The 16,070-nt window shown below is 30.6% G+C and carries 13 protein-coding genes; 12 read left to right on the forward strand and 1 reads right to left on the reverse strand.

The window, feature by feature from the left end; all coding sequences use genetic code 11:
• Window positions 1-97 precede the first annotated feature (97 nt).
• Complete coding sequence (locus tag BUA77_RS02230) at window positions 98-1,855, forward strand: B12-binding domain-containing radical SAM protein (RefSeq protein ID WP_072886875.1); 1,758 nt, start codon at window positions 98-100, stop codon at window positions 1,853-1,855.
• Between the two features lie 10 nt (window positions 1,856-1,865).
• Window positions 1,866-2,999, forward strand: coding sequence for a tetratricopeptide repeat protein (locus BUA77_RS02235; protein WP_072886877.1), 1,134 nt, complete (start codon window positions 1,866-1,868; stop codon window positions 2,997-2,999).
• A 2-nt stretch (window positions 3,000-3,001) separates the two neighbouring features.
• Here BUA77_RS02235 and BUA77_RS02240 read toward each other — a convergent pair whose 3' ends face one another.
• Window positions 3,002-4,246: an NAD(P)-dependent oxidoreductase gene (locus BUA77_RS02240; RefSeq protein WP_072886879.1), complete on the reverse strand. Its 1,245-nt coding sequence runs from the start codon at window positions 4,244-4,246 to the stop codon at window positions 3,002-3,004.
• Window positions 4,247-4,745: 499 nt separating this feature from the next.
• Here BUA77_RS02240 and BUA77_RS02245 point away from each other — a divergent pair, with 499 nt between their 5' ends.
• From BUA77_RS02245 to BUA77_RS02290, 10 genes are all read left to right on the forward strand, one after another.
• Window positions 4,746-5,642, forward strand: a complete 897-nt coding sequence (locus tag BUA77_RS02245) for a bifunctional enoyl-CoA hydratase/phosphate acetyltransferase (protein ID WP_084605415.1) — start codon at window positions 4,746-4,748, stop codon at window positions 5,640-5,642.
• A 536-nt stretch (window positions 5,643-6,178) separates the two neighbouring features.
• Window positions 6,179-8,089, forward strand: coding sequence for an anaerobic carbon-monoxide dehydrogenase catalytic subunit (cooS, locus tag BUA77_RS02250; protein ID WP_072886881.1), 1,911 nt, complete (start codon window positions 6,179-6,181; stop codon window positions 8,087-8,089).
• A 29-nt stretch (window positions 8,090-8,118) separates the two neighbouring features.
• The gene (locus BUA77_RS02255) at window positions 8,119-8,892 is read left to right on the forward strand and encodes an ATP-binding protein (protein WP_072886883.1); all 774 of its coding nucleotides are present in this window, start codon (window positions 8,119-8,121) and stop codon (window positions 8,890-8,892) included.
• A gap of 1 nt (window position 8,893) precedes the next feature.
• Complete coding sequence (locus tag BUA77_RS02260) at window positions 8,894-10,570, forward strand: formate--tetrahydrofolate ligase (RefSeq protein ID WP_072886885.1); 1,677 nt, start codon at window positions 8,894-8,896, stop codon at window positions 10,568-10,570.
• A 27-nt stretch (window positions 10,571-10,597) separates the two neighbouring features.
• The gene (locus BUA77_RS02265; protein WP_072886887.1) at window positions 10,598-11,230 is read left to right on the forward strand and encodes a cyclodeaminase/cyclohydrolase family protein; all 633 of its coding nucleotides are present in this window, start codon (window positions 10,598-10,600) and stop codon (window positions 11,228-11,230) included.
• A 38-nt stretch (window positions 11,231-11,268) separates the two neighbouring features.
• Window positions 11,269-12,123 carry a bifunctional 5,10-methylenetetrahydrofolate dehydrogenase/5,10-methenyltetrahydrofolate cyclohydrolase gene (locus tag BUA77_RS02270; protein ID WP_072886936.1) on the forward strand — a complete coding sequence of 285 codons (855 nt, stop codon included), beginning with the start codon at window positions 11,269-11,271 and terminating at the stop codon, window positions 12,121-12,123.
• Between the two features lie 17 nt (window positions 12,124-12,140).
• Window positions 12,141-12,809 carry a methylenetetrahydrofolate reductase C-terminal domain-containing protein gene (locus BUA77_RS02275; RefSeq protein ID WP_072886889.1) on the forward strand — a complete coding sequence of 223 codons (669 nt, stop codon included), beginning with the start codon at window positions 12,141-12,143 and terminating at the stop codon, window positions 12,807-12,809.
• A 22-nt stretch (window positions 12,810-12,831) separates the two neighbouring features.
• Complete coding sequence (locus tag BUA77_RS02280; protein WP_072886891.1) at window positions 12,832-13,767, forward strand: methylenetetrahydrofolate reductase; 936 nt, start codon at window positions 12,832-12,834, stop codon at window positions 13,765-13,767.
• A 66-nt stretch (window positions 13,768-13,833) separates the two neighbouring features.
• Window positions 13,834-15,228, forward strand: a complete 1,395-nt coding sequence (lpdA, locus tag BUA77_RS02285; protein ID WP_072886893.1) for a dihydrolipoyl dehydrogenase — start codon at window positions 13,834-13,836, stop codon at window positions 15,226-15,228.
• A 55-nt stretch (window positions 15,229-15,283) separates the two neighbouring features.
• Entirely contained in the window at window positions 15,284-16,051 is a 768-nt protein-coding gene (locus BUA77_RS02290) for an ATP-binding protein (RefSeq protein WP_072886895.1), read from the forward strand.
• Window positions 16,052-16,070: the final 19 nt, after the last annotated feature.

Consider the following 16,070-nt stretch of genomic DNA (forward strand, 5'->3'; position numbering starts at 1 on the left):
CTGTAAATATATAACATAACCTAAAATTAACAAATGGATATTTTTTTTCTTTTATGGTAATATATAATGATGTATTATTACGAAAGGGCTGATTATATTGGAAATACTTTTAACCACATTAAATTCTAAATTTATACACACTAATTTAGCTATTAGATATTTAAATAGCTTTTGCAGAGATTTAGCTAATATACAAGTTGAAGAATATACTATAAACAACAGTATAGATTACATATTAAAAGAAATATACAAAAAAGATGTAGATTTAGTCGTTTTTTCAACATATATTTGGAATGTTGATGATACATTAAAAATTTGTAAGAATTTAAAACAAATAAGCTCTCATATTAAGATATTACTTGGAGGACCAGAAGTTTCCTATGATTTTATAGAATTTATGAAAAAACATGATTTTATTGATTACATTATATATGGAGAAGGAGAAGTTACTTTTAGAGAATTTATTGAGTACTTTTTAGGTAAAAAAAATATTAATAAAATAGACGGTCTTGTTTATAGGGATAATGGGAATGTGATTGTTAATAATCCAAGAGCATTAATAAATGATTTAAATATTATACCTAGTCCTTATGAAAATATAGATAAAAGAGAGTATGAAAATAAAATAGTTTATTATGAAACGTCAAGGGGATGTCCTTTTAATTGTCAATACTGTTTATCTTCTACAATAAAAGGACTTAGATTTTTTGACATAGACAGAGTTAAAAGGGAGCTTAAAAATTTAATAGATGCAAGGGTGAAGCAAGTTAAGTTTGTAGATAGAACATTTAATGCTAATAAAAAATATGCACTAGATATAATGAAGTTCATAATGGATAATGACAATGGATATACTAATTTTCATTTTGAAGTAACAGCACATTTAATAGATGATGAGATGCTTGAGTTTTTATCTACATGTAAGGAAGGGTTATTTCAGTTTGAGATAGGAGTTCAATCTACAAATATAGATACTTTAAAAGAAGTAGGAAGAGTTCAAAATTTTGAAAGATTATCTTATGTAGTTAATAAGGTATCTAGCTTTAAAAATATACACCAGCATTTAGACTTAATAGCTGGTCTTCCCTTTGAGGATTATGAAAGTTTTAGAAAGTCATTTAATGAGGTATTTGATTTAGATATAGAACATCTTCAACTTGGTTTTTTAAAAATGCTTAAAGGGTCAGGGATAAGAAATAATGCTGATAAACATGGATACGTATTTAAAGGATATCCACCTTATGAAGTTTTAGGGAATAAGTATATATCATATGAGGAAATTTTAAAAATAAAAGACATAGAAGAAATTCTTGAAATTTATTATAACTCTAAGAATTTTAGTCTTTCTATTAAATATATAATTAAAAATTATTATAAAGAAGATTCTTTTAAATGCTTTGAGGATTTGGCACAGTTTTGGGAAGAAAAGGGATACTTTAAAGTATCACAAGGAAAAAATAGTCAGTATAAAATTTTATTAGAATATTATAAAGAAAAAATTAAAAACAATTTTGATTTATTTAAAGAAATATTAAAATATGACTATATTTCACTTGGAAGGGTATCTTCTGTTCCTAATTTCTTTGAAAAAATTGAAGTAGAAGAGTTTAAAAATAGATGTCATAAGTTTTTACAAGATGAAGAAAATACAAGAACTTATCTTCCTGAGTTTGAAAATACTCCAGCTAAGAATATAATAAAATATGTTCAATTTGAAGTGTTTAAATACGATGTTTTAAGGTTGAAGGAAAATATATATGAAAAACTAGATGAAAATCTAAATACAATACTGTTTATATATAATCTAGATAAAAAGGTATTTGAAAAGAGTAAATCATATAAAGTCACTATTTAGGAGGGAGATTATGAAGTTTAGAATAGAGAATTATATATTTAATAAAACTGAAAATATTGCTTTTCTGACTATAAAAGAAGATGCTGACCTTCATTTAAAAGGATATAAGATACCTAAAGGTGGAATAGATGTTCCAATACTCAATGAAGAACTTGTAAAAGGTATAAAAGAAAGAAGTGCTGAAAATAATTTAACATTAGTCTCAATTGCTAATGGAATGATATATATAATTGGTATAGATTCTAAGTTTAAATACAATGAAGAATATAAGAAGTTCTTATATGAGTTTGATGAAAAAATAGAAGATTATATAGGGTATATGGGAGTTAAAAAGGCAAATGAAAAAGAACTTACAGAAGCTTTAATATATTTTAAATCTCTTATAACATTAAATCCTAATAATGTAAATGGTCTTTATAATTATGCTTTAGTTTGTCAGGATATAGCTAAAATACATGAAAAAAATAAAGAAGAGAAGAAGATGAATGACTTTTTACTAGAAGCGTTGGATAAATTAGAAACTATAATTGATATTTATCCTGAATTTACTCTTGCGTATTATCAATTAGGATATCACTATTATAATCAAAAGCAATACATAAAAGCAAAGCTTACATGGGAAGAAGCTATAGAGCTTGGGCTTGATGAAGATAGAGAAATGGAACTTAAAAATGAACTCAAAAAAATGGAACATAAAGTAGATTATGAAGAAGGGTATAATTTAGTTTTAAGAGGACAAGCTGAGGAAGGACTTGAAAAATTACTTCCTTTAATGGATGAGTATTCTGATTGGTGGAATTTATTATTCTTTATAGGGCTAGCTTATAGACAACTTAATAATGTAGATGAAGCTATAAAATATTTTGAAAAAATATTAATATTAAATCCACGTCAAGTTGATACTATTGTTGAAATAGGTCTTTGTTATGCAATGGTTGGAAATTTAAAAGATTCTGTAGAACAATTCAAACGAGCATTAGATATAAAAGAAGACCCAGAGGTTATGTGCAATCTAGGAATGGCATATCTTCAAATGGGAGACATAGATGAAGCTAAAAAGCACATAGAAAAAGCATATAGTTTAAATCCAGAAGATGAAGTAACTATAGCATGCATAAATGAGTTGAAAAAATACGAGAAGTAAAGCTACTTCTCGTATTTTTTAGTAATATATTCATCAATAGCCATGGCAACCTTTTTAGAAAGATTTACGGCTTCTACAACAGTTTTAGCCCCAGTTACAACATCCCCTGAAGCAAATACACCTTCTCTGCTAGTTCTTCCATAATCATCAGTCATTACAAGACCAGTTGTACCTGTATTTATCCCGTTAGTATTTGAAACTATATTTGCTCTAGGGCCTTGACTTACGGCTATTATAACTGAATTACAAGTAAATATTCCCTCTGAATCTTTTATAGGAACTACCTTTGTATATCCAGAGTCATCTGTTATTTTTTTTGTTTTTAAATATTTAACCCCTTCATCTACTATTTCTATTGGGGTTTTAAAAAGCTCAAACTTAACTCCATCAATTTTAGCGTATTCTATTTCATATTTTGTAGCAGACATATCTTCTATGTCTTTTCTATACATGATGTATACATCTTTAGCACCTTTTCTAATTGCAGTTCTTGCTACATCCATTGCTACATTTCCAGCACCTATTACACAAACTTTTTCACCTAAATCATAAACATTAGGATTTTTTAAATAATCAATAGCAAAGTGAACATGCCCTAAGCTTTCTCCTTTTATATTTAATGTATTAGGCTTCCATACTCCTGTTCCTATGAAAATGGCATCATATCCATCTCTAAAAAGATTATCAATAGTTATAACAGGACCAATTAAAGTGTTTGGTCTTATTTTAACTCCAAGCTCTATTAGCTTATTCTTTAATCTTTCAAGAATATCTTTAGGTAGTCTAAATTCTGGTATACCATATCTTAAAACTCCGCCAATTTTATCATGAGCTTCAAATATAGTTATATCATATCCTTTTAAAGATAACATAAAAGCAACAACTATTCCTGCAGGACCAGAACCTACTATGGCAACTTTTCTATTTAGATTCTTTTCTTTTTTTAATGTTGAACTGTTTAAATAATAATCAGATATATAATTTTCGATTGAACTTATTTGAACAGGATTTCCTTTTACTCCAAGAATACAGTGACCTTCACATTGATTTTCATGAGGACACACTAATGAGCAAATTACAGAAAGAGGATTATTATTAAATAAAATTTTTCCTGCTTCTTTGATATCATTGTTTAAAAGAAGATTTATAACTTCTGGAATAGATGTATTAACAGGACATCCTTGTTTACATCTTGGTTTTTTACATTGAAGGCATCTGCGTGCTTCTTCTATTATATGTCTTCCCATAGCCATCAACTCCTATTAAAAATTATTAAAAATATATTATAACACAATAAAGGATACAATATACATAAAAAAAATAAAGGATGGTATTAACCAACCTTTACCTTAAACTATTATATGATATTTTATCTTAAAGTTAATATACTATTATTTTTCATTATTACTATATTTTAGTGATAATTTTTTTGCAGCCTCATCATTAAGACCTAATCTTTTAAGAGTTACAAAGTAATATTCAAAGTTGTAGTAGTTTTTCATAGTAATTGCTCCTTTCATAATTTTGTTTTTTAAAGTTATGGTATATATAATAGCACATAATAAACAAAATATTAATAATTTTCTGAAAATTATTTTGTAAAATTTTTTCTTGATGAGGATAAATTATCCATTAACTTAAATTTGTAAAATTATAATTTAGGAGGATAATTTTTTATTATATAGAACTATATAAATTAAAGTAAAAATAATATCTAAAATTTTTGAGCATGAAGGGGGAAAACTGATGATAAAAAAGTTAGATGAAATTGTAAAAAAAGTAAAAAGTGTATCTTCTATGAAATTAGCTGTAGCTGCAGCTGAGGATAGTGAAGTTTTACAAGCTGTATTTGATGCAAAAAAAGAAGGTATAGTTGACCCTGTATTAATAGGAGATATAGAAAAAATAACTGAAATAGCTAACTATTTAGGAGAGAGTTTAGATGAGATTAAATTAGTACAAGCAGATGATTTAATAGATAGTGCACAAAAAGCAGTAAAGCTTGTATCTGGTGGAGAAGCTGATTTTGTAATGAAAGGGCTCTTGGATACATATATACTTTTAAAAGAGGTTTTAAATAAAGAATATGGACTTAGAACGGATAGTTTATTAAGTCATGTTATGCTTTATGAAGTTCCAACTTATCATAAACTTTTATTATTAACAGACGGAGGAATGAATATAGCTCCAGATGTTAATCAAAAGGAAAAAATTATTAAGAATGCTTTAAAAGCAGCTAAAGCTTTAGAAATAGAAAAAATAAAAGTAGCTTGTATTGCTGCTAAAGAAAAAGTAAGTGAAAAGATGATAGCTACAATTGATGCGAAAGTTCTTTCTGAAAAGGACTATGGAGAAAATGTAGTTGTTGAAGGTCCTCTTGCTTTTGATTTAGCTGTATCAAGCGATGCTGCTAAAATTAAAAAATTTGAAAGCAAGGTATCTGGAGATGTAGATGTAATGGTTGTTCCTACTATAGAGGTTGGAAACGGTATAGGAAAATCACTTACATATATGGCTAATGCTAAATCAGCAGGAATAATAATGGGAGCTAAAGCACCTGTAGTACTTGTATCTAGAGCTGATACTCATGAATCGAAGCTTTATTCTATCGCATTAGGAGCTCTTATAGCAAGTAATAAATAATAAAAAATAGGAATTATAGATTATGCTTTTAATTTAAACGTATAAAAATTAACAATAAAAGGCTGTTGATATTTGAATAACAAGTGTTACAGAAATAATATGACTATTGATTTTCTGGTGATAATAAATAAGTGAAATTATACATTGTATAAACATACATATGGTTTAATTTTTTTTAAAAAATAATATTATTGCCAGGAAATCATTTTTTTAAACTGAAATAAGCAAAACTATGTCACAAGAATTGATTTTTATGTTATAATAAAATTGTAAATAAATAGGAGCTACCTGAATAAATATACAAAATATTTTTTTGAAAATGATTGTTTTAAATTTAACGATTTTTCTTCAAAAATATATTAATAATGACAAAAAGATTTAAAGTTCATTTAGGGAATAAAAGGGGAATTATAATTTAATTTTAATAACAGGCAGTGAAAAACTATCTGAAGATAGACAAAAAAGTCATGAAGACTCTTTTTGTTATATATTTTTTTAAATTTGAAAGAGGTTATCATAAAAAGGGGGAAAGAAAAATGGAAGAAAAAGTATTATCAATTGACAGTGCAACTAATGAGCTTATAAAAAAAGCTAAAGAAGATGGAGTGGAAACAATTTTCGACAGAAAAGAAAATATGAAACCATGTCCTATGGGTGAAAAAGGAATTTGTTGTAGGATATGTGCTATGGGACCATGTAGAATAACACCAAAGACACCTAGAGGACTTTGTGGAGCTACTGCAGATGTTATAGTTTCAAGAAACTTTGCTAGAATGGTAGCGGGAGGAGCTGCAGCTCACTCTGATCATGGTAGAGATATAGCTCATGTATTACATATGGCAAGTAAAGATGGAAATTACAAGGTAACAGATGAAGTTAAATTAATGGAACTTGCTAAAAGATGGAAAATAGAAACAGAAGATAGAGATGTTTATGATATAGCACATGAAGTTGCTGAATTTGCACTTAATGAATTTGGTAAGCCATTTGGAACATTAGAATTTCCACCATCTTTACCAGAACAAAGAGAGAAGGTTTGGAAAGATTTAAATGTTGTTCCAAGATCTATAGATAGAGAAGTAGTAACTATTATGCATTCAACTCATGTTGGATGTACAGCAGATGCTGATAGTATGCTTAATATTTCAATGAGAACAGCTATTTCAGATGGATGGGGAGGTTCTTACATAGCTACGGAGCTGAGTGATATATTATTTGGAACTCCTGTACCAAGAGAAACAGAAGCAAACCTTGGTGTTTTGGAAGAAAATCAAGTTAATATAATACTTCATGGACATGAACCTTCTTTATCAGAAATGATAGTTTTAGCTGCAGAAGATCCAGAACTTTTAGCTCTTGCTAAAGAAGTTGGAGCAGATGGAATAAACTTAGCAGGAATGTGCTGTACAGCGAATGAAGTTACTATGAGACATGGTGTTAAAATAGCAGGAAACTTTGCGCAACAAGAGCTTGCTATTTTAACAGGAGCAGTAGAAGCTGTAATAGTTGACGTTCAATGTATATTCCCGGCTTTAGCACCACTTGCAGATTGCTATCATACTAAATTTATAACTACATCTCCAAAAGCTAGAATAACAGGAGCAACTCATATAGAATTTGATGAAGAAAAAGCTCTTGAATCTGCTAAACAAATAGTTAAAGAAGCTATATTTAACTTTAAAAATAGAAAGAAAGAAAAAGTATTTATACCACAAACTAAATCTCATGCAGTAGTTGGTTATAGTACAAAAGCTATAATCAATCAATTAGATAAAGTGGTTAACTCTCATATAGATATAGCTGGAACAGTTAAGCCTCTTGCTGATTGTATAACATCTGGAGTTTTAAGAGGAGCAGCAGGAATTGTTGGATGTAATAATCCTAAAGTTAAACATGACTATGGACATATAGAAATGATAAAAGAATTAATTAAAAATGATGTTATAGTAGTTACTACAGGATGTGCTGCTCAAGCTGCAGCAAAAGCTGGTCTTTTAAGTAAAGATGCTAGAAAATTAGCTGGTAAAGGTCTTGCTACAGTATGCGAACTTGTAGATATACCACCAGTACTTCATATGGGATCTTGTGTTGATATAAGTCGTATATTAGAACTTGTAGGTTTAGTTGCTAAGCACTTAAATGTAGATATATCTGAATTACCAGTAGTTGGAGCAGCTCCAGAGTGGATGTCAGAAAAAGCAGTATCTATAGGAACATATGTAGTTGCATCTGGTATAGATACATGGCTTGGAGTAGCTCCTCCAGTAACGGGAGGACCGAGAGTTCTTGAAATATTAACAAGTGAAATGGAAAATATGGTTGGTGCGAAGTTCTTCGTTGAACCTGACCCAGTTAAGGCTGCACATCAAATGATTGAAAGAATAGAGCAAAAACGTAAAGGTTTAGAAGAAAAGTTTGAAAATCCAGAAGCACTAGCAGAAGCTTAAAAAAATAAACTGAAAAAAGGTGATAAAACATGAAAATAGCTATAACAGGAAAAGGTGGAGTAGGAAAAACAACATTTTCAGCAATGCTTTCGAGAATATATGCAGACGAAGGTTATAGAGTTTTATCAGTTGATGCAGATCCTGATGCCAATTTAGCATTGGCATTAGGATTTCCTAAAGAATTAATGGATGAAATAGTTCCAATATCTGAAATGAAGAATTTAGTAGCAGAGAGAACTAATGCTCCTGCAGGAAGCTTTGGAAAAATGTTTAAGATGAATCCTAAAGTTGATGATATACCTGATAGATACTGTAAGGAGTACAATGGAGTAAGACTTTTGACTATGGGAACAGTAGATACAGGTGGATCTGGATGTGTATGCCCAGAACATGTTCTACTTAAAAGACTTACAAGTCATTTAATACTTCAAAATAAAGATGTTGTAATAATGGATATGGAAGCGGGAATAGAACACTTAGCTAGAGGAACAGCACAGGGAGTAGATGCTTTTATTGTAGTAGTAGAGCCAGGAGAGAGAAGTCTTCAAACTTATAGAAAAGTAAAAAAACTTGGGGAAGATATTGGGGTTAAAAAGGTTTTGGTTGTTGGTAATAAAATAAGGAATAAAGACGATGAAAATTTTATAATAAATAATGTTCAAAATGGGGAATGTTTAGGATTTATATATTATAATGAAGAGGTGATAAATTCTGACAGGTCTAATTTGTCTCCTTATGATAACAGTATAAAAACTGTTGAGGAGATTAAATATATAAAACAAAAATTACAAGGGGGAATTTAAAATGGCTTTCAAATCTGATATTGAAATAGCTCAAGAGGCTAAACTTAAGGACATAAGAGATATTGCAACAAAACTTGATCTTACTGAAGATGATCTTGATCTTTATGGAAAATATAAGGCTAAAGTTGATTATAACTTATTAAAAAAAGATACTGGAAAGAAAGCTAAATTAATTTTAACTACTGCTATAAATCCAACTCCAGCAGGAGAAGGAAAAACAACCACTACAATAGGAGTTGCAGATGCTTTATCAAAACTTGGAAAAAATACTATTGTTGCATTAAGAGAACCATCACTTGGACCTGTATTTGGAGTTAAAGGTGGAGCAGCTGGTGGTGGATATGCACAAGTTGTACCAATGGAAGATATAAATCTTCATTTTACAGGAGATATGCATGCAATTGGAGCTGCTAATAACTTACTTGCAGCTATGATAGACAATCATATTTATCAAGGAAATAAACTTGATATAGATCCAAGAAGAATTACTTGGAGAAGATGTGTTGATATGAACGATAGACAATTAAGATTTGTAGTAGATGGACTTGGAGGAAAAGCTAACGGAATGCCAAGAGAAGATGGATTTGATATAACTGTTGCATCAGAAATTATGGCAGCATTTTGTCTTGCAAATGATATATCAGATTTAAAAGAAAGATTATCTAGAATAATAATAGGTTATACAAGAGCTGGAGAACCTGTTACTGCTGGACAAATAAATGCTCATGGAGCCATGGCAGCACTTCTAAAAGACGCATTAAAGCCAAACCTAGTTCAAACACTTGAAGGAACACCAGCATTTGTTCATGGTGGGCCATTTGCAAATATAGCTCACGGATGTAACTCAGTAATAGCTACAAAAATGGCTATGCATTTTTCAGATTATGTAGTTACAGAAGCAGGATTTGGAGCAGACCTTGGAGCTGAAAAATTCCTAGATATCAAGTGTAGAATGGCAGGACTTAAGCCTGATGCAGTAATTATAGTAGCTACAGTTAGAGCTCTTAAGTACAATGGTGGAGTAGCTAAAAATGATCTAAATAATGAGAACTTAGAAGCTCTTGAAAAAGGACTTCCAAACTTATTAAAGCATGTTGAAAATATAACTAAAGTATATAAATTACCAGCAGTAGTTGCTATAAATAGATTCCCGCTTGATACAGAAGCTGAAATTAACTTAGTTAAAGAAAAATGCCAAGAATTAGGAGTGAATGTTGCGCTATCAGAAGTATGGGCAAAAGGTGGAGAAGGAGGAAAAGAGCTTGCTAATGAAATTCTTAGATTAATAGAAGAAGAAGAAAATGACTTTACATATGCTTATGAAGATGATATGCCTATTAAAGATAAAATAAGAGCTATAGCTCAAAAAATATATGGAGCTGATGATGTAGACTTTACACCAGTTGCATCTAAAGAAATAGCAAACCTTGAAAAATTAGGATTCTCAAAAATGCCAATATGTATGGCAAAAACTCAATACTCATTAACTGATGATCAAACAAAACTTGGAAGACCTACAGGATTTAATATTACAGTAAGACAAGTAAGTGTTTCAGCTGGTGCTGGATTTATAGTAGCTTTAACTGGTCAAATAATGAAAATGCCAGGGCTTCCAAAAGTTCCAGCAGCAGAAAGAATAGATGTTGATGAAAATGGAGTAATATCTGGATTATTCTAAGAAATTTATGTAACAGGGGGAAAGAAAATGAAACTAGTAGAAAAAAACTCTGTAGAATTTGTTGAAGTTCTTGCCTCTAAAGCAGCTGTCCCAGGTGGTGGTGGGGCAGCAGCTTTAGTAGGAGCAATAGGAACAGCTCTAGGAAGTATGGTATGCAATTTAACTATAGGAAAGAAAAAATATGCTGAATATGAAGAAAAAGTTAAAGAAATACTTAGTAAAGCTACACAAATCCAAGATGAACTATTAAAGATGGTAGATGAAGATGCTGAGAATTTCCTTCCTCTTTCAAAGGCATATGGAATAAAAGCTAGTACTGAGGAAGAGAAAAAAATAAAAGAAGAAACTATGGAAAAAGCTTTAAAAACAGCATGTGAAGTTCCTATAAAAATAGTAAGAACGTGCTATGATGCAATAAAGCTTCATGAAGAATTAGTTGATAAAGGATCAAGACTTGCTATAAGTGATATAGGTGTTGGAGTTCAATGCTTAAGAGCAGCACTTATAAGTGGTCAGCTAAATGTAATAATAAATATAAATTCTATAAAAGATGAAGAATATGTAAAAAAAGTAAAAGAAGAGACTGATAGATTAGTTTCTGAGGGAACTAAGTTAGCAGATGAAGTTTATAAAAAAGTAGAAGAAATTCTTTGTAAATAAATATAAAGGGGGCTTTTAAGATGGCAGAAGCTATGGTTATGAGTCAAATTATAAAAGGTAAACCAGTTGCAGATGCAATGAAAGAAGTATTAACAAAAGAGGTAGAAGAGTTAAAAGCTAAAGGAATAAATCCTAAGCTTACAATAGTTAGAGTAGGGGCAAGAGGAGACGATTTAGCATATGAGCGAGGAGCATTAAAAAGATGTGACTCTATTGGAATATTAACAGAAGTTAAAGAACTTCCTGAAGATATAAATCAAGAAGATTACATAAATGAACTTAAAAAAATAAATGAAGATCCAGCTACTCATGGTATTTTATGCTTTAGACCACTTCCAAAGCAATTAGATGAAGAGGCTATAAAATATGTCATAGCTCCAGAAAAAGATATAGATTGCTTTAGCCCTGTAAATGCAGCAAAAGTTATGGAAGGAGATAAATCAGGATTCCCTCCATGTACACCTACAGCAGTAGTTGAAATACTAAAGCACTATGACGTTGATTTAACTGGCAAAAAAGTTGTTGTACTTGGAAGGTCAATGGTAGTAGGAAAACCAGCTGCAATGCTTTTATTAAACGAAAATGCAACAGTTACAATATGTCACTCAAGAACAAAAGATTTACAATCAGTAACAAGTGAAGCAGATGTACTAGTAGCTGCAGTTGGAAGAGCAAAAATGGTAAAAGAAAACTTTGTAAAAGATGGAGCGGTAGTTATAGATGTTGGTATAAATGTTGATGAAAATGGAAAATTATGTGGAGATGTTGATACAGATTCTGTAAAAGATAAAGTATCTATGATAACTCCAGTTCCAGGTGGAGTAGGTTCGGTTACAACCTCTATACTTGCTAAGCATGTAATAAAAGCTTGTAAAATGCAGAATAACGCATAAGTCAAGGGGGAATAGGGATGATTATTTCAGAAAAAAAACCGTTAGAGGAAATTTTAGAATATATAAAAGATGCTAAAAAAGTAATTGTTACAGGATGTTCATTATGTGCTACTACTTGTAAAGTAGGTGGAGAAGAAGAATTAGAAGAAATGAAACAATTATTAGAAGAAAACGGAAAAGAAGTTTTAGGAACTAAAGTTTTAGATCCATCTTGTAATTTTTTAAAAGTAAAAAAGGATTTAAAAGAATTTAAAGCAGAATTAAAAGAAGCTGATGCTATAGTTTCTTTAGCTTGTGGAGATGGAACTCAAACTGTTGCTAAAAACGTAAAAATTCCAGTATATCCTGGTAACAATACAATGTTCATAGGGGAAATTGAAAGAGTTGGTCAATTTGCAGAATCTTGTAAGGCTTGTGGAGAATGTGAACTTGGATGGACTGGGGGAATCTGTCCAGTTACTATGTGTGCAAAAGGTCTTTTAAATGGAGCATGTGGTGGAGCTAAAGATGGAAAATGTGAAGTAAGTCCAGAAAATGATTGTGCATGGATTATGATATATGAAAAATTAAAAGAATTAAATCAGCTTGAAAATTTAACAGCAATAAGACCAGCTAAGGATTATAAAAAATGTGCAAATCCAAGACATATTAATTTAAAGAAAAAAGAAGAACTAGCAAAAGCGTAAAGGTTTAAAAGGGGGATTTGAAATGAGCTTGTTAAGAAAAGCTTTAAAAAATGGAGAATTTGGTGTTACAGCTGAAATGGCTCCTCCTAAGGGGATAGATTTTTCTCATTTAATAGAATGTGCAAAGGCTATAAAAGGAAGAGTTCACGGAGTTAATGTTACTGATTTTCAATCAGCTGTTATGAGAACTACTTCACTTGCTACTTGTAAAATTTTAAAAGATCATGGGCTTGAGCCTGTACTTCAAATGACAGGAAGAGATAGAAATAGAATAGCAATACAAGGAGAACTTTTATCAGCAGGATTATTCGAAATTAAAAACATGTTAGCTCTTACTGGAGACCATACAGTAGTAGGAGATCATCCAGGTGCAAAGCCTGTTTATGATTTAGATTCTGTAGGCATACTTCAAACAGCAGCTACTTTAATGGATGGAAAAGACATGGTTGGAAATGAACTTAAGGGAAAACCAGATTTTTTCTTAGGAGCTTGTGTAACTCCAAGATATGCTCCTTTAGAAGTTCAAATATTAAAAATGGAAAAGAAAATAAATGCAGGAGCTAAATTTTTCCAAACACAAGCTGTATATGATTTAGATACTATGAGAGAATTTAGAGAAAAAACTAAGCATTTAGATTGTAAAGTATTAGCTGGTATAATACCTTTAAAAAATGTAGGAATGGCTAGATTTATGAATGCTAATGTTCCAGGAATATATGTACCAGAAGATGTAATACAAAGAATAAAAGATTCTGCAAATAATGTAGAAATACCAAATGGAGCAACTGAGAAAGAAGTAAAAAAATTAAAGGCATATGCAAGAGTTCAAGAGGGAATAAAAATAGCTGGTGAATTTATAAAACAATTAAGAGAAGAAAATTTATGTGATGGAGTTCATATAATGGCTATTGGTGCTGAAGAAAATATACCAGCAATATTAGATGCTGCGGGACTATAATTAAGGAAATAAATGTATATTTATACAGTGTATTAGATAAAATATAATACTTTGGGGGATTGAGATATGAGAGTAGCTGTAATAGGAGGCGGCCCAGGAGGATACGTAGCGGCTATAAAAGCAGCAATGATGGGCGCTAATGTTACTTTAATAGAGAAAAAAAGAGTGGGCGGAACTTGTTTAAATGTTGGTTGTATACCAACTAAAGCGTTACTTGCTTGTTCTGAATTACTTATGGGAATAAAAGAAGCTAAAAGTTATGGCATAAATATAGATGGGGAAGTAAATGCTGATTTTGAATCTATGATGAATAGAAAAGATAAGATTGTGGATCAGCTTGTAAAAGGGATAGAGTTTTTATTTGATAAAAAAGGTGTAAATCTTGTAAATGGATTCGGGAAATTAATAGATAAAAATAAAATAGAAGTTTCTAAAGAAGATGGATCTAAAGAAATAATTGAAGCTGACAAAATAATATTAGCTACAGGATCAGTTCCAATAGTTCCTCCTATATTCCCTTATGATGGTAAAAAGGTTATAACAAGTGATGAAGCTTTATATTTAAATGAGCTTCCAAAATCAATGGTAATAGTTGGTGGAGGAGTAATTGGTTGTGAATTTGGTCAATTCTTCAGAACTTTAGGAACTGAAGTTTCAATAGTAGAAATGGCAGATCAAGTACTTCCTTTTGAAGATAAAGATATTGCTAAACAATTGCAAAGAGCCTTCAAAAAAGATAAAATTAAATTGCTTACTGGCAACAAAATACAAAGTTTCAAAATTAAGGGGAATGTTGTTGTGGCAAATCTTGAAGGAGGAAAATCTGTAGAAGCTGATGTAATGCTTGTTTCTGTTGGAAGAAAACCTTACCTTGAAAATTTAGGAATAGAAGAATTAGGAATTGAAGTAGAAAAAGGGAAAATAGTAGTAAATGAAAAAATGGAAACTAGTATCGAAGGAATATATGCAATAGGTGATATAGTTGATAGCCCATTCCTTGCTCATGTTGCTTCTAAAGAAGGAATGATTGCAGTAGAAAATATTCTTGGAAAAGATAAGAATATAAACTATACAGCTATTCCAAGATGTGTATATACAGAGCCTGAAGTTGCAGGTGTTGGACTTACTGAAAAACAGGCACAGGAAAAATGTATTGATTATAAATTAGGAAAATTTGAATTTAGAGGTCTTGGAAAAGCACAAGCCATAGGAAAATTCCAAGGGTTTATAAAAGTATTAGCTGATAATAAAGATAGAATAATAGGAGCATCTATTGTAGGACCTCATGCAACAGATTTACTTAGTGAATTAACACTAGCTGTTCATTTAGGACTTACAGTAGAACAAGTAGGAGATGCAATTCATCCACATCCTACATTATCAGAGGGATTAATGGAAGCTTTACATGATGTACATGATGAATGTGTTCATTCTGTTGGAAAAGCAAAAGCTAAAGCTTAATATGACAGAGCTTAATTAAAAGCTCTGTCTAAGACATAAGTTAGGGGGTAAGGTTATGGGATATACAATAGCTGTAGCAGGAAAAGGTGGAACTGGAAAAACTAGCTTGACAGGGCTTTTAATTGACAATTTAGTTAAAAAGGGAGAAAAACCAATACTTGTTGTTGATGCAGACGCAAATGCTAATGTAAATGAAGTGTTAGGATTAGAAGTAGATACAACTATTGGAGAAATAAGAGAAGAAGTGAATCAAAGAGAAATTTCAGGAAATGGATTCCCTGGAGGAATGACAAAAGCTCAATATTTAAAATATAGGTTAAATACAGCTATAACAGAAGGGGATGGATATGACCTTTTAGTTATGGGAAGATCTGAAGGTCAAGGTTGTTACTGTTATGTAAACGGAGTATTAAGAGAGCAAACAGACTCACTTTCAGATAGCTATAAGTATTTAGTTATAGATAATGAAGCAGGTATGGAACACCTAAGTAGAAAGACTACTAAGCATATAGATACTTTATTTCTAGTTAGTGACTGCTCAAGAAGAAGTATTCAGGCTGTAGGAAGAATAAAAGATTTAGTAAAAGAATTGAATCTAAAGGTAAGTAATATGTATTTAATAGTAAATAAGGCTCCAAAAGGTGAATTACATGAAGGGATAAAAGAAGAAATTAAGCTTCAGGGACTTGATTTAATAGGAGTAGTTCCTGTGGATGAAATGATATATGAATATGATTCTAGTGGAATACCATTGGTTAAATTACCTGAAGATAGTAAGTCTAAATTAGCTATTAAAGAAATATTATCAAAAATAGAATTTTAAAGTAGTTATTTAAGGGGGC

The organism is Tepidibacter formicigenes DSM 15518 (assembly GCF_900142235.1).
Lineage (GTDB): Bacteria > Bacillota > Clostridia > Peptostreptococcales > Peptostreptococcaceae > Tepidibacter > Tepidibacter formicigenes.